General features: G+C 74.3%; 16 protein-coding genes. 7 read left to right on the top strand and 9 right to left on the bottom strand.

The annotated features are described in order from the left end of the window. Window positions 1–30 precede the first annotated feature (30 nt). The gene (locus BLV39_RS13165; protein WP_090790625.1) at window positions 31–2,379 is read left to right on the top strand and encodes a hypothetical protein; all 2,349 of its coding nucleotides are present in this window, start codon (window positions 31–33) and stop codon (window positions 2,377–2,379) included. On the opposite strand, the gene BLV39_RS13160 is transcribed toward BLV39_RS13165, so the two are convergent. From BLV39_RS13160 to lgt, 3 genes are all read right to left on the bottom strand, one after another. Then, entirely contained in the window at window positions 2,348–5,500 is a 3,153-nt protein-coding gene (locus BLV39_RS13160) for an AfsR/SARP family transcriptional regulator (protein WP_090790623.1), read from the bottom strand. The two genes, BLV39_RS13165 and BLV39_RS13160, sit on opposite strands and share 32 nt — an antisense overlap. Before the next feature lie 104 nt (window positions 5,501–5,604). Further along, on the bottom strand, window positions 5,605–6,801 hold the full coding sequence (locus BLV39_RS13155) for an FAD-dependent monooxygenase (protein WP_090790621.1): 1,197 nt from the start codon (window positions 6,799–6,801) through the stop codon (window positions 5,605–5,607). A gap of 30 nt (window positions 6,802–6,831) precedes the next feature. Further along, window positions 6,832–7,965, bottom strand: a complete 1,134-nt coding sequence (lgt, locus tag BLV39_RS13150) for a prolipoprotein diacylglyceryl transferase (protein WP_239083912.1) — start codon at window positions 7,963–7,965, stop codon at window positions 6,832–6,834. Between the two features lie 138 nt (window positions 7,966–8,103). Between lgt and BLV39_RS13145 the strand changes: the two genes are divergently transcribed. Beyond that, a complete protein-coding gene (locus BLV39_RS13145; protein ID WP_090790619.1) occupies window positions 8,104–8,601 on the top strand; it encodes an NUDIX hydrolase in 498 nt (165 codons plus the stop codon). Here the strand turns inward: BLV39_RS13145 and trpA are convergent, their stop codons facing one another. The 3 genes from trpA to trpC form a co-directional block, all read right to left on the bottom strand. Next, a complete protein-coding gene (gene trpA / locus BLV39_RS13140; protein ID WP_090790617.1) occupies window positions 8,602–9,405 on the bottom strand; it encodes a tryptophan synthase subunit alpha in 804 nt (267 codons plus the stop codon). Window positions 9,406–9,480: 75 nt separating this feature from the next. Further along, window positions 9,481–10,686 (bottom strand): tryptophan synthase subunit beta, encoded by a 1,206-nt coding sequence (gene trpB / locus BLV39_RS13135; protein ID WP_090790616.1) that lies wholly within the window; start codon window positions 10,684–10,686, stop codon window positions 9,481–9,483. After that, window positions 10,683–11,543, bottom strand: a complete 861-nt coding sequence (gene trpC / locus BLV39_RS13130; protein WP_239083913.1) for an indole-3-glycerol phosphate synthase TrpC — start codon at window positions 11,541–11,543, stop codon at window positions 10,683–10,685. The genes trpB and trpC overlap by 4 nt, the downstream gene beginning before the upstream one ends. Window positions 11,544–11,838: 295 nt before the next feature. On the opposite strand from trpC, the gene BLV39_RS13125 reads away from it, so the two are divergent. Next, a complete protein-coding gene (locus tag BLV39_RS13125; RefSeq protein ID WP_176984918.1) occupies window positions 11,839–12,084 on the top strand; it encodes a hypothetical protein in 246 nt (81 codons plus the stop codon). Here BLV39_RS13125 and BLV39_RS13120 read toward each other — a convergent pair. Genes BLV39_RS13120 through hisI form a run of 3 tightly spaced genes read right to left on the bottom strand, consistent with a single transcriptional unit; the run spans window position 12,077 to window position 14,453 of the window. Beyond that, window positions 12,077–12,577: a Trp biosynthesis-associated membrane protein gene (locus tag BLV39_RS13120; RefSeq protein ID WP_090790610.1), complete on the bottom strand. Its 501-nt coding sequence runs from the start codon at window positions 12,575–12,577 to the stop codon at window positions 12,077–12,079. The genes BLV39_RS13125 and BLV39_RS13120 overlap by 8 nt on opposite strands. Next, complete coding sequence (locus tag BLV39_RS13115; RefSeq protein WP_090790608.1) at window positions 12,574–14,100, bottom strand: anthranilate synthase component I; 1,527 nt, start codon at window positions 14,098–14,100, stop codon at window positions 12,574–12,576. The genes BLV39_RS13120 and BLV39_RS13115 overlap by 4 nt, the downstream gene beginning before the upstream one ends. Continuing rightward, window positions 14,097–14,453 (bottom strand): phosphoribosyl-AMP cyclohydrolase, encoded by a 357-nt coding sequence (gene hisI, locus BLV39_RS13110; protein ID WP_308442726.1) that lies wholly within the window; start codon window positions 14,451–14,453, stop codon window positions 14,097–14,099. Before hisI ends, BLV39_RS13115 begins: the two co-directional genes overlap by 4 nt. 296 nt (window positions 14,454–14,749) lie before the next feature. On the opposite strand from hisI, the gene BLV39_RS13105 reads away from it, so the two are divergent. The 4 genes from BLV39_RS13105 to BLV39_RS13090 all read left to right on the top strand — a co-directional run bounded on the left by BLV39_RS13105 (window position 14,750) and on the right by BLV39_RS13090 (window position 19,892). Continuing rightward, a complete protein-coding gene (locus BLV39_RS13105) occupies window positions 14,750–17,614 on the top strand; it encodes a midas domain-containing protein (protein ID WP_090790604.1) in 2,865 nt (954 codons plus the stop codon). Window positions 17,615–17,737: 123 nt separating this feature from the next. Continuing rightward, window positions 17,738–18,460, top strand: a complete 723-nt coding sequence (locus BLV39_RS13100) for an ABC transporter ATP-binding protein (protein WP_090790602.1) — start codon at window positions 17,738–17,740, stop codon at window positions 18,458–18,460. Continuing rightward, window positions 18,460–19,197 (top strand): ABC transporter permease, encoded by a 738-nt coding sequence (locus BLV39_RS13095; RefSeq protein WP_090790600.1) that lies wholly within the window; start codon window positions 18,460–18,462, stop codon window positions 19,195–19,197. Before BLV39_RS13100 ends, BLV39_RS13095 begins: the two co-directional genes overlap by 1 nt. Before the next feature lie 62 nt (window positions 19,198–19,259). Then, the gene (locus BLV39_RS13090) at window positions 19,260–19,892 is read left to right on the top strand and encodes a TetR/AcrR family transcriptional regulator (protein ID WP_090790598.1); all 633 of its coding nucleotides are present in this window, start codon (window positions 19,260–19,262) and stop codon (window positions 19,890–19,892) included. The last annotated feature ends 66 nt before the right edge of the window (window positions 19,893–19,958 follow it).

The raw sequence follows: 19,958 nt of genomic DNA, 5'->3' as shown, positions 1-19,958 counted from the left end.
GCCATCGACAGCGCTGCCTATCGTGGCGGCATGTCGCTGCGTGAGCGCCTGAACGACCCGGACGACGCGGCCCGGCTCGCCGCCGTCCGGCGGGCCTCGACCTCGGGCGAGGTCGGGCTGTTCGAGGACCTGCTCGACCTCGCGCTGCACGACAGCAGCGAGGTGCGCACCGAGGGCGGGATGGCCGAGGTGTACGAGCACGTCGGCGACGCGGCGGCCGAGGCGCTGGGCCGGATCCTGCGCCGCCGCAGCGAGCTCGACCCGCGCGTCCGGGCCGCCGTCACCGACCTCGCCAACGACGACGACCGGGTCGCCACGCTGCTCTACTACCTCGGCGGCCCGTACGAGCCGTTGCGCCGGGAGCTGGCCGCGAGCACCGAGGGCCGGCTGAGGCTGCGCGCGGCCCGGGCGGTGCTGTCCGGCCATCGGCCGGAAGAGCTGACGTCCGCGCTCCTGGTCGATCCGGATCCGGCGGTTCGGGTCGAGGGGTTGCGCGGGCCACGCCCCGACCGGGACCTGTGCCTGCGTCTCCTCCGCGACGACCCGGCGCCGGAGGTCCGGCTCGTGGCGGCGCGGGCGCTGCGGTTCGCACCACACGTCGGCAGCGGGCCCTTCATCGCGGCGGCCGACGTCGAACGGGACCCGGCCGCCCGGGCGATGCTGTTGTCCTGCCTGGCACGGCGCCGGCACGACCGGGACAACCGGGTCGCCCTCGTCGGTTTCCTGGGCGAGCCCGCCGGCTACCTGCGCCGGGACGCCGCCCAGGCGCTGACCGACGTGGACGATCCCGAGGTGGCCGCGGCGATCGGCCTGCGGATGCTGGTCGAGCCTGACGACGCCGCGCTGTCGGGCCTGCTGGCACACAAGAAGCTGCTCGCCCACGTCCCGGAGCTGCGCGAGCCGCTGCTCCGCTGGCGGCGCCACCCCCTCAATGACGGCGAGCGGTGGTCGCTGGACCGGGCGCTGGCCGCACCGGAGAGCCCCGTCCCGCCCGCCGGCCCCGACCCGGCCGACACCGACCGGCTGCTCCGCGAGGTGCTGCGCTGGGCGGTGGCCGCCCTCGAGCCGGTGGTCGCCGCGGCCTACGACAACGGCGAGTCGGACGCGCTCGACCTGGTCCGCCACTGGCTCGCCGGAGGACACGACGACCTGCTCCGGAGGGCCCTCGACGGCGAGGAGAACCTCTGGCACACCGACCCGCACGCCATCAAGATCGGGGCCGCCTGGGACTGTGCCGGCGCCGCGCTGGCCCGCGACCTCGACTGGGCGCGTCGGGTCGGTCTCGCCGCCGCGGCCGAGCAGGGCCGGCGCGACCCGGCGGCGGTCGCCATCGACCCGGAACGCGGGCCGATCGTCGCGGCGCGGCGGGCCGTCTCGCTCACCGGGGTCGTCCACCGCCTGCTCGCGGACCTGGTGCGGGCCGGTGTCGACGCACCCCCGCCAGGCCCGCTGCTCCAGTTGGTCCGCGCGGGCGAGGACCTGGTCGAGGAGGTCCGGGAGACGCTGCCCCCGGACGCCTGGCCCAGGCTGCTGCGGTTGGCGATGCGTCCGGCCGAGGAGGCCGCCTACCGCGCGGCACTGGCGGCGGCGGTGCCCGGCAATGCCCTACCCGAGGACCCCGACCTGCCGGAGACCGTCGAACGGCGCATCGTCGACCGCGCCCGCCGGGCCGCACGGGCGTGGCTGCGCGCGCTCACCGACGACGACCGGGCACCGTTGTCGTTCGCGCCGGGGCCCGACGGTCCCCGGCCCCGTTTCGTGCCCGGCCGCGCGTGGCCCTACGCCCTGGACCGCGCGGTGGTCTGGTTGCGCGACGGCCGCCCGACCGGCCCGGTCCGCCGCGGCCCGGCCGACGATCTCCTGCGCCGCTTGGCCGCCCTCCCGTACGGTCAGGCCACCGACCTCGAGCAGTTGTTCGGGCTGATAGCCGCGACCCGGGCGGCGGACTGGCATCGCGACCTCGCCCGGGCCGTCCTGGCCGGCGACCCACCGGCCCGGACCGACCCGCTCGGCCCGGACCTGCGCGACCCCGGCCGCCCGCTCGATCGGCCATGGCCGTCCGGGCTCGTGGCCCGGATGTCGGACGGGCAAGTCGTCGCGCTCATGCCCGGTCGCCCGACCCCGGTGTCCGGCCGCGCCTGGCCGGAACGGGCCGGGCGCGCCGCGCGGTGTGGCGCGTGCGGCGGCGACGTCCCGGTCGAGGGAGCCGTCGGCTGGAGCCACGTCGACGACGACTCCTACGGGCCGATCGAGCAGTGGTTCGCGGGCACGCTCGCCGGCACCTGCCCGGCCTGTGGCACCCGCGCCGAGGTGCCGGCCAGGCTGGTCCTGACCCCGGACCCGGCGCTCAGCTGGGCTCTGCCGCCGGGCCTGCCGTAGCGGCGCTGGGCAGCGCCGGCACCGCCGCCTCCACGGGCGTGCTGACCAGGGTGTCCAGGCTCGCCGTCTGCCCCTCGCCGTGCGCCTGCGCGTACGCCTCCGCGCCGAGCAGGGTGCGCAGGCCGGCGGCCGTCGCGGCCAGGTCGTAGAGCTCGCAGGCCGGCACCGGGGTGCCGAGCTCGGTACGGATCGTCGCCGCGGCGCCGAGCAACGCGGCGCCGCGCTCGGCCGCGCCGACGACCCGGGCCGCCTCGGCCAACGCCTCCAGCACGCTGGCCGTGCGCCAGCGGTCGCCGACCTGGCGGTGGGTCGCCAGGCTGCGGATCAGGTGGGACACGGCCAGGCCGGTCCGGCCGGCACGCAGCTCGACGAGGCCACGCAGGTTGTGCGCCCAGCCCAGTCCTTCCGGGAAGCCCAGCGCGGTGAACCGGTCGAGGGCGGTGTCGAGCAGCGAGGCCGCCCGGTCGCCGTCACCCCGGTAGAGGGCGACCGCGCCGAGGTTCATCAGCGCGGTGGCCGCCGCCTCGGGGTCGCCGAGCCGCTCGAAGCCGTCGAGGGCCACGCGCAGCTTCGCCTCCGCGCGGTCGAGGTCGGTCGCCAGCCAGGCGGTGAAGCCGCGCAGCATGGCCGACTGGGCGATGCCCCAGGTGTCGCCGTGCACGTCGTACAGCCGGGCGGCGGCGTCGAGGTGCGCCGCGGATGCCTTGTATTCCGCTCGCTCCCGTGCCACCGAGCCCAGCGTCAGCTCGACCCTGGCCTCGCCGAGCGGGTCGCCGGAGGCCCGGCAGGCGCTGCGGGCCGCCGCCGCGTCGCCGGCCGCGGCCGGGTAGTCGCAGAGCAGCATGGCCAGCATCGCGGCGCCGGCCAGCGCGCGGGCGCGCAGCACCGCGGGCGCGTCCGGGTGCCGGGCGAGCGCGTCGACCAGCCACCTCCGGCCGTCGCGGTAGTAGCCCTCCAGCCGGCAGTAGTTGGCCAGCGCGCCGGCCAGCCGCAGGTCGCCGTGCGGGTCGTCGGCCGCACCCGGCCCGGCCAGCCAGCTCATCGCGGCGCGCAGGTTGGCCGCCTCGCGCCGGAGGCGACCCAGCCACCAGCCCTGCGCCGAGCCCCGCAGCCCGCCGTCGGCACGCTCGGCCAGCGTCAGGAAATGCCGGGCATGCGCCAGCCGGGCGTCGTTCTCGCCACCCGCGCCGCGCAACCGGGCCAGCGCGTGCCGGTGGATCGGCACCAGCATCCGGTAGCGGGCGTCGCCGCCCGGCCGCTGCCGCTCGACCAGCGAGGCTTCGACCAACGCGGCCAGGCCGTCGGGGGCGGTCGGGCCGGCGACGGCGGTGGCCGCCTCGGCGTCGAACCCGCCGGCGAACACGGCGAGCCGGTCGAACAGCCGCCGGGCGGCCGGGTCGAGCTGGTCCACACTGGACTCGACGGCGGCCGCGACCGTGCGGTGCCGGGCCGGTGCGGTCGGGTCCGGGCTGCGCAGCACGCTGTGGTCGGCACGCAGGCGGGCCACGATCTCCGGCACGGACAACACGGGGGTACGCGCGGCGGCGAGCTCGATGGCCAGCGGCAGCCCGTCGAGCTCGGCGCAGAGCTGGGCCACCGCGCCGGCGTCGGACTCCGGCACCGGGCGGCCGGACCTGGCCCGTGCGCGCTCCAGGAACAGCCGGCTGGCCGGATGGGCGGCCAACCCGGCGATCGTGTGCTCGCCGTCGAGCGCCGGACCGGGCAGCGGCGGCACCGGCACGGTCACCTCGGCGGGCAGCCGCAGCGCGACCCGGCTCGTGGTCAGGACGCGCACCATCGGGCAGCGGTCGAGGAGCACGGTGACCAGCTCGGCGGCACCGCCGAGGACGTGTTCGCAGTTGTCGAGCAGCAGCAGCCCGTCGCCGGCGCCGAGGGCGTCGGCCAGGGTGTCCGCGATCGCCCGCCCCGGCTCGTCGCGGACACCGAGCGCGCCGGCAACGGCCACCGCCACCCGCGCCGGGTCCTCGACGACGCTCAGGTCGACGAACCAGACCGGGGCGTGGCCGGCGGCCACCGCGACGGCGAGCCGGGTCTTGCCGCTGCCGCCCGGCCCGGTCAGCGTCACCAGCCGGTGGTCGGCGAGCTGCCCGACGACCCGGGCGGCCAGCCGGTCGCGGCCGATCAGCGGCGTCAGGGGCACGGGCAGTCCGGTGCGCGCCGGCGTGGTCGCCGGCGGCGGATGCGGGCACGGTTCGGGCTGCTCCCACCAGGTGGCCAGGCCACCGGAGCGGACCAGGGCGGCGATCTCGCCGAGCCGCCGGCCGGGCTCGACGCCGAGGTTGTCGGCGATGGCCAGCACCGCCCGGTCGTAGACCCGCACCGCCGCGCTCCGGCCGCCGGCGAACGCGGTGGCCGTGAGCAGCAGTTCCCAGAGGCGCTCACGGAGCGGGTGGCGGCCCACGGCGCGTTCGAGCTCGGTGACCGCCTCCCCCGCGGCGGCGAGGGCGGCCGTGCCCGCGGCGACCGCGTCCGGGTCGGCGGCCGGCGCACCGGCCGCGGTCAGCGCCGCGGCGACCCGGCGCAGCAGGCACTCCCAGCGGTCCTCGGTCGCGGCGGCCCGCATCTGGACCAGTCGGGTGCGCTCGGCCTGGACCCAGCCCAGCGGGTTGACGGTGCTGCCCGCCAGCGGGTCGCCGTCGAAGTCGACCTGCCAGAGCCGGAGCCCGGTGGCGAACCGGGCGGACGCGCCGGCCAGGTCGCCGTCGGTCATCAGCTCGCGGGCCCGGCGCAACAGGTGGCCGAACCGGCTGGCGTCGACGGCCCGGCCGGGTAGTCGGAGCACCAGGCCGTCCGGCATCCGGCCGAGCGTCTGTGGGCAGCCCGCGCCGGTCAGCGCCGCGGCGAGCGCGTCGGTGGCCTCCGTGAGTCGGTCGCCGGCGCCCGCACCGCGCTGCCGGGGAACCGTCCACAGTGCTGTGCCGATCTGGTCGGTCGGCACCGTCTCACCTGGACGGAGCGCGAGCAGGCCGAGCAGGTCGCGGGCGGACGGCCGCAACGGCACCTCGACACCGTCGGCGAGCAGCCGCACGGGACCGAGCAGGCAGGCCTCGGCGCGTACCGGGCGCTGCCCGTCGACCGCCGTTGACCCGTCGTCGCCCACGCAAGACCCCCTGTCCGGTAGCCGGTAGTCTGCCCGCCAATCCGCCCGATGGTCATGGCACGTTCGGCCCCCTCGATCGGGTTGCTCGGCCGCTTACCACTCGGTCACGCGGGGGGTCGCCACTGTGCGGCGGTGCTCGCGGCGCTGCCGAGCAGCCGCGGCGTGATCTGGCCGAGGGCCGCGTCGCGGGCGCGCAGGGCGAGCCGGCCGCGGGTCTGGAGGACGGCGGACATCCGCCGGGTCTGCCGGACCATCGTCGCGGCGCGCGGCCGGCGCTCCCGGTCGTAGCCCTCGATGGCGCGGCGCAGCGGCAGGCCGGTCGACGCGTCGCGGACGGCGCCGGCGAGCGTGGCGGCGTCCTCGAACGCGAGGCAGGCGCCCTGGCCGAGGTGGTGCGGCATGGCGTGCGCGGCGTCGCCGAGCAGCACGACGCCGCCCGGCCCGGACGCGTACGCGTATGCCTTGGGCAGCGGCCGCAGCTCGCGGACCTCCTGCTGGACGAGGTCGTCGGGCTCGGTGGCGTCGAGCAGGTCGGCGATCGGCGCGGGCCAGCCCGCGTACCACCGGCGGAGCAGGCCGAGCTGGGTGGCCGGGGGTTCTGGTCGCGGCGCGCCGGCCGCGGTGGCGACCCAGTAGACGCCGCCCCGGGTGGACCCGCCGGACGAGCCGCGCTCGCCGAGTGAGGCGGCCACGAACCGGTAGCCGGCGCCGAGGGTCTCGCCGCCGACCCGGCCGGCGATGTCCTGCGGCGCGCGGTACCACGGGATGACCGCGCGCCAGGCGGTGCAGCCGGAGCTGACCACGGCCGACTCCGGCGCCAGCCGGGCGCGGACGGCGCTGTCGGTGCCGTCGGCCGCGACCACCAGATCGCCGGCGAACGACTGCCGGCCGGCGGTCACGGCGGGGCGCTCGGTGCCGCCGGTGCGCACGTCGTCGACCCGGATGCCCGTGCGGATGTCGACCTGGTCGCCGAGCCCGGCGATCAGCGCGTCGTGGAGGTCCTCGCGGTGCACGACGACCGGCCCGCGGTGGGCCGCCATCGGGCGCGGCTGCACCAGCCAGTGGCCGTCGGGGCGGCGGACACCGGTCTCGCCGAGCGGGGTGCCGATCGCGTCGAGGCCGTCACCGAGGCCCAGGGCCCGCAGCGCGCGGATGCCGTTGGGCCACAGCACGAGGGCGGTGCGGCCGGGCCGCACCCGGTCCGCCCGCTCCAACAGGGTGACCTGCCAGCCGGCGCGGGCCAGCGCGCCGGCCGCCGCCAGGCCGCCGATTCCGGCGCCCACCACAACGGCCGTACGCATCGGTACCGCCTCTCCGGGTGGTCGGTCGGATCAGCGGTCGTCGGCGCGGCCGCCCGCGCCGGCGGCCGTGGTGTCGCTGTCGTGTCCAGCATCATCCGCGCGGTCGGTGCCGACGGCGTCGGACTCGTCGTCCGTCTCCGCGTCGACCCCCTCCGGGGTGGTGACGGATTCGTCCGTGTCGGGGACGGCGCCGGTCTCCTGGTAGGCCTTGAACTGCTCCTCGGTGACCACCCGGTAGGCGCTGGGGATGGCGGCCTCGGCCGGCTTCGCGGAGACGTCGACGGTGGAGATGTCGCCGTCGCGCTGCGCCGGGACCGGCGCGTCGAGGCCGATCGGGACCAGGTATTCGCGGGGGCCGCTGACCCGCAGGAAGTAGACGAGCGCGCCGATGAAGACGAGCGCGGCGACGAACACGTTGATCCGCACGCCGAGGATGTGCGTGGCGGTGTCGTCGCGGAGCATCTCGACGAAGAACCGGCCGAGCGTGTAGCCCATCACGTACACCGCGAAGGCCCGGCCCTTGCCGAACTTGAACTTGCGGTCCAGCCACAGCACGACGCCGGCGACCAGCACGTTCCAGACCAGCTCGTAGAGGAAGGTCGGCTGGTAGAGGCCGGGTCGCAGCACCGGCTCGCCGTCGACCAGGGTGGGCTGGCCGGCCGAGTCCATCTCGTGCACCTGCAGGCCCCACGGCAGCGTCGTCTGCCGGCCGTAGAGCTCGTTGTTGAACCAGTTGCCGAGCCGGCCGACGGCCTGCGCCAGCGGCAGGCCGGGCGCCAGCGTGTCGGCGACCACGGTCAGCGGCATGCCTAGCTGCCGGGCGGCGAACAGCGCACCGACGGCACCGCCGGCCACCGCGCCCCAGATGCCCAGGCCGCCCTTCCAGACCATGAACGCCTCGAGCGGGTCACCGCCCTCACCGAAGTAGGCGCCGGGCGAGGTGATCACGTGGTAGATCCGGGCACCGATGATGCCGAACGGCACCGCCCAGACCGCGACGTCGAGGACCGCCCACTTGTGCGCGCCGCGAGCCCGGAGCCGGTGCTCGGTCACGACGGCGGCGAGGATGATGCCCAGGATGATGCAGAGGGCGTATGCCCGGATCGGAACCGGGCCGATCTGCCACACGGCGTGAGTGGGGCTCGGAATCGCGGCGAGGGTCACGGGACAACACGGTACCGTCGCGCATGGTGCTGACGGCACCCCGGGTTCGTCTCGGATCTATCCGGACACCGCACGCATCCCGCTCGACGACCGCACGATGGCTGACGTTAACCCGCCAGCGGCGTAGCTTGATGGGGTATGAACTCCCTCACATCCGCGGTCGGAGCGATCGTCACCGACGACGCCGGCCGCGTGCTGCTCTGCCAGCAGAGCCAGGGACACCGCCGGTGGGGGCTGCCCGGCGGGAAGGTCCGTGAGAACGAGAGTCCGATCCACGCAGCCGTCCGCGACATCCGCGAAGAGACCGGCATGGATGTCAAGATGATCGATCTGGTCGGCCTGTACGAGCTGTGCGGCCAGGGCCTGCCCGATCTCGTGGTGCACGTGTTCCGGTGCCACGCGAACGGCGAGGCGCTGGTCAACGCGCCCGGCCGGATCTGTCGCCTCAGTTGGCACGACCCGCAGGACCTGCCACAGCCGATGACACCGACCACCCGCATGGCGATCGCCGACGCGGTGGCCGGCCGCTCCGGCGTGGTGTGCCGGGTCGACCGCGACACGGAGCCCGACTATCCGGACGCCGCCGACACGGTCGACGTGCGCGGCCAGGACGTAGTGGTCGGCCTAGCCGGCTAGCTAGCGCTTCACCGCCCGCACACCCGCTGCCAACTCCGCCGACAGCGAGCGCAGGGCCGCGAGGCCCGACGCCTCGTCGGGAGCTTCCAGCACGCAACGGATCAACGCGCTGCCGACGATCACCCCGTCGGCGAAGGAGCCGACCTCGGCGGCCTGGGCGCCGTCGCGTACGCCGAGACCCACCCCGACCGGCAGGTCCGGGTTGACCGCGCGGATCCGCGCGACCAGGGTCGGCGCCGCCGTCGAGGTCTGCTCGCGGGCGCCGGTGACGCCCATCAGCGCGGTGGCGTAGACGAAGCCGCGGCAGTGCGCCAGGGTCATCGCCAGCCGGGCGTCCGTCGACGAGGGCGAGACCAGGAACGTGCGGTCCAGCCCGTGCGCGTCGGATGCCGCCAGCCAGTCGTGCGCCTCGTCCGGGATCAGGTCCGGCGTGATCAGCCCGGTGCCGCCGGCCGCCGCGTAGTCGCGGGCGAACCTGTCGACCCCGTACTGCTCGATGGGGTTCCAATAGGTCATCGTGACCACCGGGGCGCCCGTGGCGGCGACGGCCTCGACGATCTTCATCGTGTCGGCCACCCGGACCCCGTTGGCCAGCGCGATGTCGCTGGCCTTCTGGATCACCGGGCCGTCCATCACCGGGTCGCTGTAAGGAATCTCCAGCTCGATGACGTCGACGCCGGACTCGACCATCGCCTTCATCGCCGCGATGCTGCCGTCGACGGTCGGGAACCCGGCCGGCATGCACCCGACCAGCACCGCCCGCCCCTCGGCCCGGGCCTTCTCAAATGCAACCGCGATGCTCATGCCGCCACCTCGCTTCGCTCGGCGGAGCCTGACCACAGGATGCTGAGCCGACCGCGCTCGCTTCGCTCGCTCATATCAGAGGATCCCGAAGTATTGGCCGGCGGTGTGCGCGTCCTTGTCGCCCCGTCCGGACAGGTTGACCACGACGACCGGCTCCCGGCCGAGCTCCTCGCGCAGCTTGGGGATGATCCGCAGCGCACCGGCCAGCGCGTGTGCGCTCTCGATCGCCGGGATGATCCCCTCGGTGCGGCAGAGCACCTGGAAGGCGGCCATCGCCTCGGAGTCGTCGACCGGCTCGTAGATCGCCCGGCCCGTGTCGTGCAGCCAGGCGTGCTCGGGCCCGACGGCCGGGTAGTCCAGGCCGGCCGAGATCGAGTGCGACTCCAGCGTCTGCCCGTCGGCGTCCTGGAGCACGTACGTGCGGGCGCCGTGCAGCACACCCTTCGAGCCGGCGGTGATCGACGCGGCCGTCCGGCCGGTCTTCACGCCGTCGCCGCCCGCCTCGAACCCGTACAGGCGGACACCCTCGTCGGGTACGAACGCGTGGAAGATGCCGATCGCGTTGGACCCACCGCCGACGCAGGCGGCCACCGCGTCGGGCAGCCCGCCGAGCCGCTCCAGCGACTGGGCGCGGGCCTCCCGGCCGATGCCGCCCACGAAGTCGCGGACCAGCTCCGGGAACGGGTGCGGGCCGGCCGCCGTACCCAGCAGATAGTGGGTCTCGTCGACGGAGGCGACCCAGTCCCGCAGGGCCTCGTTGAGCGCGTCCTTCAGCGTCCGGGAGCCGTTGGTCACCGGGATGACCGTGGCGCCCAGCATCCGCATGCGGGCGACGTTGAGCGCCTGGCGCTCGGTGTCGAGCTCGCCCATGTAGACCACGCACTCGAGGTCCATGTACGCCGCCGCGGTCGCCGCGGCCACACCGTGCTGGCCGGCCCCGGTCTCGGCGATCACCCGGCGCTTGCCCATCCGCTTGGTGAGCAGCGCCTGGCCGAGCACGTTGCGCACCTTGTGCGCGCCGGTGTGCAGCAGGTCCTCGCGCTTGAGCAGGATCCGCGCGCCGGCCTGGGCGCTCAGCCGGCGGGCCTCGTAGAGCGACGAGGGCGCACCCGCGTAGTCACGCAGCATCGCCTCGAACTCGGCCACGAACACCGGGTCGGCCTTGGCGGACCGGTAGGCGGCGTCGAGCTCGTCGAGCGCGGCGACCAGGGCCTCCGGGATGAAGCGGCCGCCGAAGGGCCCGAAATGCCCGGTGGCGTCGGGTAGCAGGACGTCGGTCATCGCACCGGCCTCGGAGTCGCGGGGTGGTTGCCGGCGTTGACCAGCTCGGCGACGGCGTCCCGGGGGCTCTTCTGGGTCACCAGTCCCTCGCCGACCAGCACCGCGTCGGCACCGGCGGAGGCGTAGCGGATGAGGTCGTGCGGCCCGCGTACACCCGACTCGGCGATCTTGACCACGTTGTTGGGCAACCCGGGGGCGATCCGCTCGAACACCGACCGGTCTACCTCGAGGGTACGCAGGTTGCGGGCGTTGACGCCGATCACCCGCGCGCCGGCCTCCATGGCCCGGTCGGCCTCTTCCTCGTCGTGCACCTCGACCAGGGCGGTCATGCCGAGCGACTCGATCCGCTCCAGCAGGCCGGTCAGCACGTTCTGCTCGAGCGCGGCGACGATCAGCAGCACCATGTCGGCACCGTGCGCCCGCGCCTCGTGCACCTGATAGCTGGAGACCACGAAGTCCTTGCGGAGCACCGGGATGTCGACCGCGGCGCGCACGGCGGCCAGGTCGTCCAGCGAGCCGCCGAACCATCGGCCCTCGGTGAGCACGCTGATGCAGCGGGCTCCGCCGCCCGCGTATTCACTGGCCAGTTCGGCAGGGTCGGGGATGTCGGCGAGCTGGCCGCGGGACGGTGACGCGCGCTTGACCTCCGCGATCACCGCCACACCGGGCCGGCGCAGCGCCGCGTGGGCGTCGCGGGGCGGGGGCGCGGCGGCGGCGAGCCGCTTGACCTCTTCCAGTGGCACCTGCTGCTGCCGACTTTCGACGTCTTCGCGCACGCCCGCGATGATCTCGTCGAGGACACTCACCGGCGCCGCCGGGTTGGCGCCGTCGTCACCCTGCGGTTCATCAGCATTCACCAACGGACTCCCCTTTCCGGGTGTCATGCGCCCGATGCTATGGCCCGCCGGACGGCGGACAGCGTCCGGGGTATGGGCCGTCTCACCCCGCGTGGTCGGGCATAATGCCCGGCCCGTCCCACCGTGGGTGTGCCGCCGGTTACTAAGGGGGTGATGGGGACCGCATCCGCCACGGGTCGGACACTCTGGCGAAACAGCCCTCGCGGAGGATGTCGTCGGGCAAACTGGTCGACGGTGGCCACTTGTGCACCGACCACAGGGGACTTGTTCATCGGGGCGGGCTATGGACAACACACTGGCACGGCAGCAGGGCGGGATAGCGGACCTTCCACGGGCCGTTCTGTCCGCGGCGTACGGGGTCATCGACAGCGCGTCGCGGGTGGTCGCCGGAGACCGCGTCCGCACGGCGCGCGGCAACGCCTGGGAGGCCATCTGTGCCGACCGGGCCCGCGCCGACCAGCGCGACGAGGTGCGGCGTCACGTGGCGATGATCGTCACCATGCCGCGCGTGGCGAAGGTCAAGGCGCGCTCACTCACCTGACCGTCGGGTCCTCACCGCGGTCCAGGGCGTTCCAGGTGTCGGTGGTGCCCCCCACCGACTTCTTCGGGGACCGCTCGTAGCGCGCCCCCATCGCCGGCCAGCGGTGGCCGGCCGCTGCGGCCGCGAGCCCACTGAGCACCACCAGCACTCCGCCGGCCGCGGTGAGCGCCGGCCACGCGGTGCTGGCGTCGAAAGCCCGCCCGAGCGACAGGGCCAGCAGACCCACACCCACCAGCACCAGGAGTACGCCCACGACGCGGCGCCCCCAGCCCCGGGTGGCCAGCAGGGCCCCGGCGCCGGCCAGCCCGACCAGCGCCAGCGCGGCCAGGCCCGGCACGAGGTCGCCACCGGTCTGGTCGAAGCTCGACGGCGGCAGCGGCGCGACGTTGTGCGTGTAGCCGCTCTCCCAGGTGCGTCCCGCGCCGATGAACGCCAGGCCGGCACCCACGATGCAGAGCAGCACGGTCAGGGTGAGGCCTTTTCTCCCGCTCATCGCGCCGCCCGCAGCGTCTCGGCCGCGCCGATCGCGGCCAGGACCGCGGCGGCCTTGTTCTGGGTCTCCCGCTCCTCGGCGGCCGGGTCGGAGTCGGCGACGATGCCGGCACCGGCCTGCACGTAGGCCACGCCGTCGCGGATCAGCGCCGTGCGGATGGCGATGGCCATGTCGAGGTCGCCGCCGAAGCCGAGGTAGCCGACGGTGCCGCCGTAGACGCCCCGGCGGGCCGGCTCCAGCTCCTCGATGATCTCCATCGCCCGGACCTTGGGCGCACCGGACAGCGTGCCGGCCGGGAACGTCGCCGCCAGCGCGTCGAACGCGGTCCGGTCGGGGTGGAGCTGCCCCACCACGGTCGAGACGATGTGCATGACGTGGCTGTAGCGCTCGATGGTGGCGAACTCCGGCACCTCGACCGTGCCCGGCACGCAGACCCGACCCAGGTCGTTGCGGCCCAGGTCGACCAGCATCACGTGCTCGGCGCGCTCCTTGGGGTCGGCGAGAAGCTCGGTCGCGAGCTCGTTGTCGTGCCGCTGGTCGCGCCCGCGCGGGCGGGTGCCGGCGATCGGGTGCAGCAGCGCCCGGCCGTCGGTGACCTTGAGGTGCGCCTCCGGCGACGAGCCCACGATGTCGAAGTCGTCGAACCGCAGCAGATACATGTACGGGCTGGGGTTCGTGGTCCGCAGCACCCGGTAGACGTCGAGCGGGTCCGCGGTGGTGCGGCGTTCGAACCGCTGCGAGACGACGATCTGGAAGCACTCGCCGGCCCGGATCGCCTCCTTGGCGAGCTCCACCGCCTTGGGGTAGCCGCCGTCCGGCGTCCGGCTCTCCAACCTCGGCTCGGCCGGAGGCAGGTCGATCGTGGAGATCATCGGCGGGGTCGGCCGGGACAGCGAGGTGGTCATCGCGTCCAGCCGGCCGACCGCGTGGTGGTAGGCGGCCGCGATGCCTTCCTGGGTCGCGTCGGGCGGCAGGATCGCGTTGGCGACGAGGATCGCCGAGCCCGCGTAGTGGTCCAGCACCACCAGGTCGGTCGCCAGCATCATGCCGAGCTCGGGCACGCCGAGCTCGTCGTCGGCCAGCTCGGGCAGGCGTTCGAACCGGCGGACCAGGTCGTACGCCAGGTAGCCGACCATGCCTCCGGTCAACGGCGGCCCGTCGGGGTCGTGCCGCCCGCCGGTGAGTGCGGCGACGGTCGCCCGCAGCACGTCGACGGGGTCGCCGTCGGCCGGCACGCCCTCCGGCGGAGTGCCCAGCCATTCGGCCCGTCCGCCGCGCTCGACCAGCGTGGCGGCGCTGCGTACGCCGACGAAGGAGTAGCGCGACCAGGTCGTGCCGGCGCTGCCCGCGCCCTGCTCGGCCGACTCCAACAGGAAGGTGCCCGGGCCGCCGGCGAGCTTGCGGTAGACGCCGACCGGGGTCTCGCCGTCGGCGAGCAGCCGCCGGGTGACGGGCACGACCCGTCCGGTGCGCGCCAGGTCGGCGAACTCTTCGAGGGTCGGTGTCACCGCCCCCGTGGTCATGCGCCCACCGTCAGCTCGTCGGAGAAGCAGGTGGGCGTGCCGGTGTGGCAGGCGGGGCCGATCTGCTCGACGGTCAGCAGGATGGTGTCGCCGTCGCAGTCGAGGGCGGCGGACTTCACGTACTGGTGGTGGCCGGAGGTCTCGCCCTTGACCCAGATCTCGTGGCGGCTGCGCGACCAGTAGGTGGCCCGGCCGGTGGTCAGCGTGCGATGCAGCGCCTCGTCGTTCATCCAGGCGAGCATCAGCACCTCGCCGTCGTCGTGCCGGCGGACGACAGCGGGCACCAGCCCGTCGTCGGTGCGCTTCAGACGGGCAGCGATCGCAGGGTCGAGACCCGATTCTGGTACGGCCACCCGACCAATTGTTCCGTACCGGCGGCAGGACCACATCCTGGGGATATCTGAGCGAAATCAGGGGCTGTGCTCCGGCTCACGTCGCGGTAGTTTGAGCGTGCGCCGCCCGGGTTTCTCCACTCACCGGCGGGGCGCTCCCCTGCCCTTTCCGCGCGTCCACCCGTGTCCAACCGGCACACGGGCCCGACGCGTTCCGTTCCGGCAGTCGCGTCCCGTCTCCCCCACCTGTCCGGCGCCCCCCATCCTGGCATCGCCCGGCCGGGTCTTGACGGAGCGGACGGAAGGAAATCACCCGCATGCAGCCCCAGCCCCACTCCCAGCCCGACCAGGGCGAGCCCACTATCTCCCTGCCCGGCCAGCGCCCACCCGGCGACGACAGCCCGGTGTCGGCACTCGACGCCCTCGCCGCGGCCCAGGCTGCGGAGACCACCGAGCCGGCCGGCCCGGTGTCGGCTGCCCTGACCGAGACCACGATCGAGACCCCGGTCATCCGTCCGGGTGAACCGACCGCGCAGCCGCTCCCCCCGATCGCGACCCAGTTCCTGAACGCTCCCGACACGTCCGGCTCCCCGTGGGCGACCGCTCCCGCATCCACGGAGTCCGAATCGGACAGCACCACCACCCCGGCCGTGGCCCCCGGCGACGCCGAGGCGGCGCTGGACGCGGCGGACGCTTCGGCGGTGGCGGAGGCCGAGGCGGCCGCCGCGGAGGTGGTCGAGGCCGAGCCGGTCGTCGCCGAGAACGCGGAGGAAGCGGCAGAGACCGCCGCCGCCGCGGCCGCAGCCGACCCGGAGTTCGAGCGTGAATGGCAGGCTCTGCTGGCCGAAGAGGCCGCGACCACCACCGACGCACCGGCCGAGGGCGACGAGCCGGCCGCCGCCACTGTGGACGCCGACGTGGTCGCCACCACCGACACCGTGACCGACCCGGAGCCTGAGGCGGCGACCGTCGAGGACGAGGCACCGGCAGAGGCTGAGGCTGAGGCTCTCACCGAGACCGAGACCGAGACCGCGACCGACACCGAGGACGACGCCGAAGGCGAGGCACCGGCGGAAGCCGAGGCAGTCACCGCGACCGACGCCGACGCCGAGGACGAGGTGGAGGCCGAGGACGAGGCACCGGCCGAAGCCGAAGCACTCACCGCGACCGACACGGACACCGACGCTGAGGTCGAGGACGAGGCACCGGCGGAAGCCGAGGCCGTCACCGAGACCGCGACCGACACCGAGGACGAGGCCGAAGGCGAGGCGCCGGCGGAAGCCGAGGCAGTCACCGCGACCGACGCCGACGCCGAGGACGAGGTGGAGGCCGAGGACGAGGCACCGGCCGAAGCCGAGGCTGTCATCGAGACCGCGACGGACGACGAGGACGAGGCGCCGGCGGAAGCCGAAGCCGTCACCGAGACCGCGACCGACACCGAGGACGAGGCCGAAGGTGGGGCGCCGGCGGAAGCCGAAGCCGTCACCGAAGTCGCGGACGACGAGGCGGAGGCCGGCGCGGACGGTGAGGTCGAGACCGATCCCGAGGCGGCCACCGAGGCCGCGGACGAGGACACCGCTGACGCGGAGCCCGAGGCCGTCACCGAGACCGAAGCTGAAGCAGCGCCCGAGGCTGCCGACGACGAGGCCGACGCGGACGCCGAGCCGGAAGCTGTCGCCGAGGACGAGGCTGAAGCGGCGCCTGAGGCCGCGGCTGAGACCGACGACGAGGACACCGCTGACGCGGAGCCCGAGGCCGTCACCGAGACCGAAGCTGAAGCAGCGCCCGAGGCTGCCGACGACGAGGCCGACGCGGACGCCGAGCCGGAAGCTGTCGCCGAGGACGAGGCTGAAGCGGCGCCTGAGGCCGCGGCTGAGACCGACGACGAGGACACCGCTGACGCGGAGCCCGAGGCGGTCACCGAGGCCGACGCGGACGCCGAGACCGAGGACGAGGCTGCCGCTGACGCCGAGCCCGAAGCGGTCACTGAGACCGAGGACGAGGCAGCGGCCGAACCCGCCGACGACGAGGACGCTGCGGACGGCGAGCCTGAGGCCGTCGCCGAAGCGGCGACCGACACCGACGTCGAGGCGGAGGCCGACTCCGAGGTCGCGACCGACGGCGAGCCGGAAGCCGTTGCCGAGACCGAGGCAGAGGCCGCGACCGACGACGAGGCCGCGGACGACGAGCCGGAAGCCGTCGCGGAGACCGAGGTCGAGGCGGCGCCTGAGGCCGCTACCGAGACCGACGACGAGGACACCGCCGACGCGGAGCCCGAAGCCGTCGTCGAGACGACCGAGGACGAAGCGGCGCCGGACGTCGACACCGACATCGAGGCGGAGGCCGACGCGGAGGTCGAGAGCGACTCCGAGGCCGCCACTGACGACGGAGACACCGCGGACGAGGAGCCCGAAGCGGTCGCCGAGACCGCGGCGGAGCCCGAGGCTGACGCGGAGGGCGAGCCCGAGGCGGCGACCGACGTCGAGGCTGAGCCCGAAGCCGAAGCCGACGACGTCGAGGCGGAGCCCGAGGCGGCCTCTGACAGCGACGACGCGGACGAGCCCGCGGCCGAGGCGGTCGCGGACGCCGACGAAGAGCCCGAGGCCGACGAGGTCGCGGGCGAGGAACTCGTCGAGACCGCCGCCGTCGACGCACCGGCCGAGGAGGTCGCCGCCGACGACGAGGGTCTGGTGGAGACCGCCGAAGCTCCTCAGCCGGTCGACGACCTGGCTGAGAGCGACGAGCCGGCCGACGCGGCGGAAGAGGCTGGGGACACGGTGGAGTTCCCGCCGAGCCCGCACGCGCACGCGGAGCCGGTCGTCGCCGCCCCGACGTTGACCGACCTCGGGTCGCCGGCCGCCGAGGTGCGCCCGGTCAGCGGGCCGCCGCTGCGTCCGGGTGACGTGCCGGAGACCCGGATCGCGGTGTGGAGTGCCGACGCGGCCGACGCGTTGAAGTCCGAGTGGCACGAGGTCAAGGCGCAGTTCGTCGACGAGCCGACCGAGGCCCTCGGGCACGCGCAGGCCCTGGTGGCCCGCGCGGTGCAGCAGCTCGCCGAGACGCTGCTCGCCGAGCAGGTCGAGCTCGACCCGCGGCGCGACTCCGACGCGCCGGACACCGAGGCGATGCGGGTGGCGATGCGCCGCTACCGCGACTTCCTCGACCGGGTGCTCGCGCTCTAGAGCAAGAACCACAACGCCCCGGTCCCCCGAACGAAGGGGGGCCGGGGCGTTCGCTTGCGTACACCCATCTATTTCATCTACCGTTGAGTTCAACAGGCGTTGAATTTCAGAGACGGAGGAACGATGGAGACCGCGATCGAGGTCACCGACCTCGTGATCAACCGCGGAAAGCGCGAGGTGCTGCACGGGTTCAGCTGCGCCATCCCGCGCGGCAGCATCACCGGGTTGCTCGGGCCCAGCGGCAGCGGCAAGACCACGCTCATGCGCGCCGTGGTCGGCGTGCAGCTCGTCGCCTCGGGGCGGGTCACCGTCCTCGGCGAGCCGGCCGGCTCCCCGCCGCTCCGGCGCAAGATCGGCTACCTGACGCAGGCCCCCAGCGTCTACGACGACCTCACGGTCCGGGAGAACGCCCGCTACTTCGCCTCGCTCTACGGACTTCGGGCCGCTGACGCGGAGGCCGCTCTCGACGGCGTCGGGCTCTCCGGCGCCGCGCACCAACTCGTCGGCAACCTGTCCGGCGGGCAGCGCAGCCGGGCCTCGCTGGCCTGCGCGATCGTCGGCCGGCCGGAGGTCCTCGTCCTCGACGAGCCCACCGTCGGCCAGGACCCGGTGCTCCGCGACGAGCTGTGGGCGCGGTTCCGCGGCCTGGCCGCCGACGGCGCGACGATCCTGGTCTCCAGCCACGTGATGGACGAGGCCAACCGCTGCGACCGGCTGCTGCTGATCCGCGACGGCCACCTGATCGGCGACGACACCCCGGCGGCGATCAAGGCGACGGCCGGCACCGACGACCTCGACGAGGCGTTCCTGCGCATCATCCGTCAACAGGAGAAGGCGGCCGCGTGATGTCTCCACACATCCTCGCCAGCACGATCGGCCGGATCGTCCGGCAGCTCCGGCATGACCGCCGCACGATCGGGCTCGTCATCGTCGTACCCCTGCTGCTGTTGACCCTGCTCTATTTCATGTTCGACGGACAGGGTCCGATGTTCGACCGGATCGCACTGGTCATGCTCGGCATCTTCCCGTTCATCATCATGTTCCTGATCACCAGCATCGCGATGCTGCGCGAACGCACGAGTGGCACGCTCGAGCGCCTCTTCACCACGCCGGTCGGCAAGCTCGACCTGCTGTTCGGCTACGGCATCGCGTTCGGCCTCGTCGCCGCCGTGCAGGCGACGGTCGCGGCAGGGCTGGCCTACTGGCTGTTCGACCTGGACACCGCCGGCAGCCTCTGGCTGGTCATCGTGATCGCGGTGGCCAACGCCGTGCTCGGCGTCGCGCTCGGCCTGCTGTGCAGCGCGTTCGCCCGCACCGAGTTCCAGGCCGTGCAGTTCATGCCGGTCGTGGCGATCCCGCAGATCCTGCTCTGCGGGCTGTTCGTCGCCCGGGACTCGATGGCCGGCTGGTTGCAAGTGATCAGCGACGTGCTGCCACTGTCCTATTCGGTGGAGGCACTCACCGAGGTCGGCGCGCACGCCGACCCGACCGGCACGATGTGGCGGGACCTTGGCATCGTGGTGGGCGCGATCATCCTCGCGCTCCTCCTCGGCGCCACCACGCTGCGCCGCCGCACGGCCTGACCAAAGGGGTCGGGCGTCGCCACGAAAAGCGACGCCCGACCCGAAGCACCGAAGGGCAACTGATGGTAAGACGGACCGGCCGCCGGCCCGGCAACCCCGACACCCGCGACGCGATCCTCGCGACCGCCCGCACCGCCTTCGCGGAGAAGGGGTACGACGGTGCCTCGATCCGCCACATCGCGACCGGCGCCGGCGTCGACCCGGCGCTGGTGCACCACTATTTCGGCACCAAGGACAAGCTGTTCCTGGCGGCGATGAACGCGCCGCTCGACCCCGGTGAGCTGATCCCGGAGGTGCTCGCCGGCGACCAGGACGCCATCGGCGAGCGGCTGGTCCGGTTCTTCCTGTCGATCTGGGACTCGCCCGCGGGCAAGGCCGGCGTGGCGATGCTGCGCTCGGCGGTGAGCAGCGAGTGGACGGCCAAGCTGTTCCGGGAGTTCGTCGTCAGCCAGGTGCTGCGCCGGGTGCGGCAGCTCGTGCCCATGCCGCCGGCCGAGGCACCCATGCGGGTCAGCCTGGTGGCCAGCCAGCTCGCCGGGCTGGCCATGGCCCGATACGTGATCAAGATCGAGCCGTTGGCGTCGGCGTCGCCCGAGGTGCTGGTCGCCGCCATCGGCCCGACCATCCAACGCTACGTCTTCGGCGACCTGTCCGGCGTCTGGGCCAGCCCGCCGCCGCCCGACACCGCGGGTTGAGCGCAGCCTGTCCGGCGTCTGGGCCAGCCTGCCCCCGCCCGACGCCGCGGGCTGAGCCGCGGCCTG

Origin of the sequence: Asanoa ishikariensis (assembly GCF_900107455.1) — a bacterium.
Taxonomy (GTDB): Bacteria; Actinomycetota; Actinomycetes; order Mycobacteriales; family Micromonosporaceae; genus Asanoa; species Asanoa ishikariensis.
Note: the sequence above shows the minus strand (reverse complement) of the source record. Positions and strands in the feature narration are given on the sequence as shown.

Excerpts from the sequence above, each read along its gene's own strand:
- BLV39_RS13165 (WP_090790625.1), top strand. The coding sequence starts at position 31 with ATGTCGCTGCGTGAGCGCCTGAACGACCCGGACGACGCGGCCCGGCTC.
- BLV39_RS13155 (WP_090790621.1), bottom strand. The coding sequence starts at position 6,801 with ATGCGTACGGCCGTTGTGGTGGGCGCCGGAATCGGCGGCCTGGCGGCG.
- BLV39_RS13145 (WP_090790619.1), top strand. The coding sequence starts at position 8,104 with ATGAACTCCCTCACATCCGCGGTCGGAGCGATCGTCACCGACGACGCC.
- trpA (WP_090790617.1), bottom strand. The coding sequence starts at position 9,405 with ATGAGCATCGCGGTTGCATTTGAGAAGGCCCGGGCCGAGGGGCGGGCG.
- trpB (WP_090790616.1), bottom strand. The coding sequence starts at position 10,686 with ATGACCGACGTCCTGCTACCCGACGCCACCGGGCATTTCGGGCCCTTC.
- BLV39_RS13120 (WP_090790610.1), bottom strand. The coding sequence starts at position 12,577 with ATGAGCGGGAGAAAAGGCCTCACCCTGACCGTGCTGCTCTGCATCGTG.
- BLV39_RS13115 (WP_090790608.1), bottom strand. The coding sequence starts at position 14,100 with ATGACCACGGGGGCGGTGACACCGACCCTCGAAGAGTTCGCCGACCTG.
- BLV39_RS13105 (WP_090790604.1), top strand. The coding sequence starts at position 14,750 with ATGCAGCCCCAGCCCCACTCCCAGCCCGACCAGGGCGAGCCCACTATC.
- BLV39_RS13100 (WP_090790602.1), top strand. The coding sequence starts at position 17,738 with ATGGAGACCGCGATCGAGGTCACCGACCTCGTGATCAACCGCGGAAAG.
- BLV39_RS13095 (WP_090790600.1), top strand. The coding sequence starts at position 18,460 with ATGTCTCCACACATCCTCGCCAGCACGATCGGCCGGATCGTCCGGCAG.
- BLV39_RS13090 (WP_090790598.1), top strand. The coding sequence starts at position 19,260 with ATGGTAAGACGGACCGGCCGCCGGCCCGGCAACCCCGACACCCGCGAC.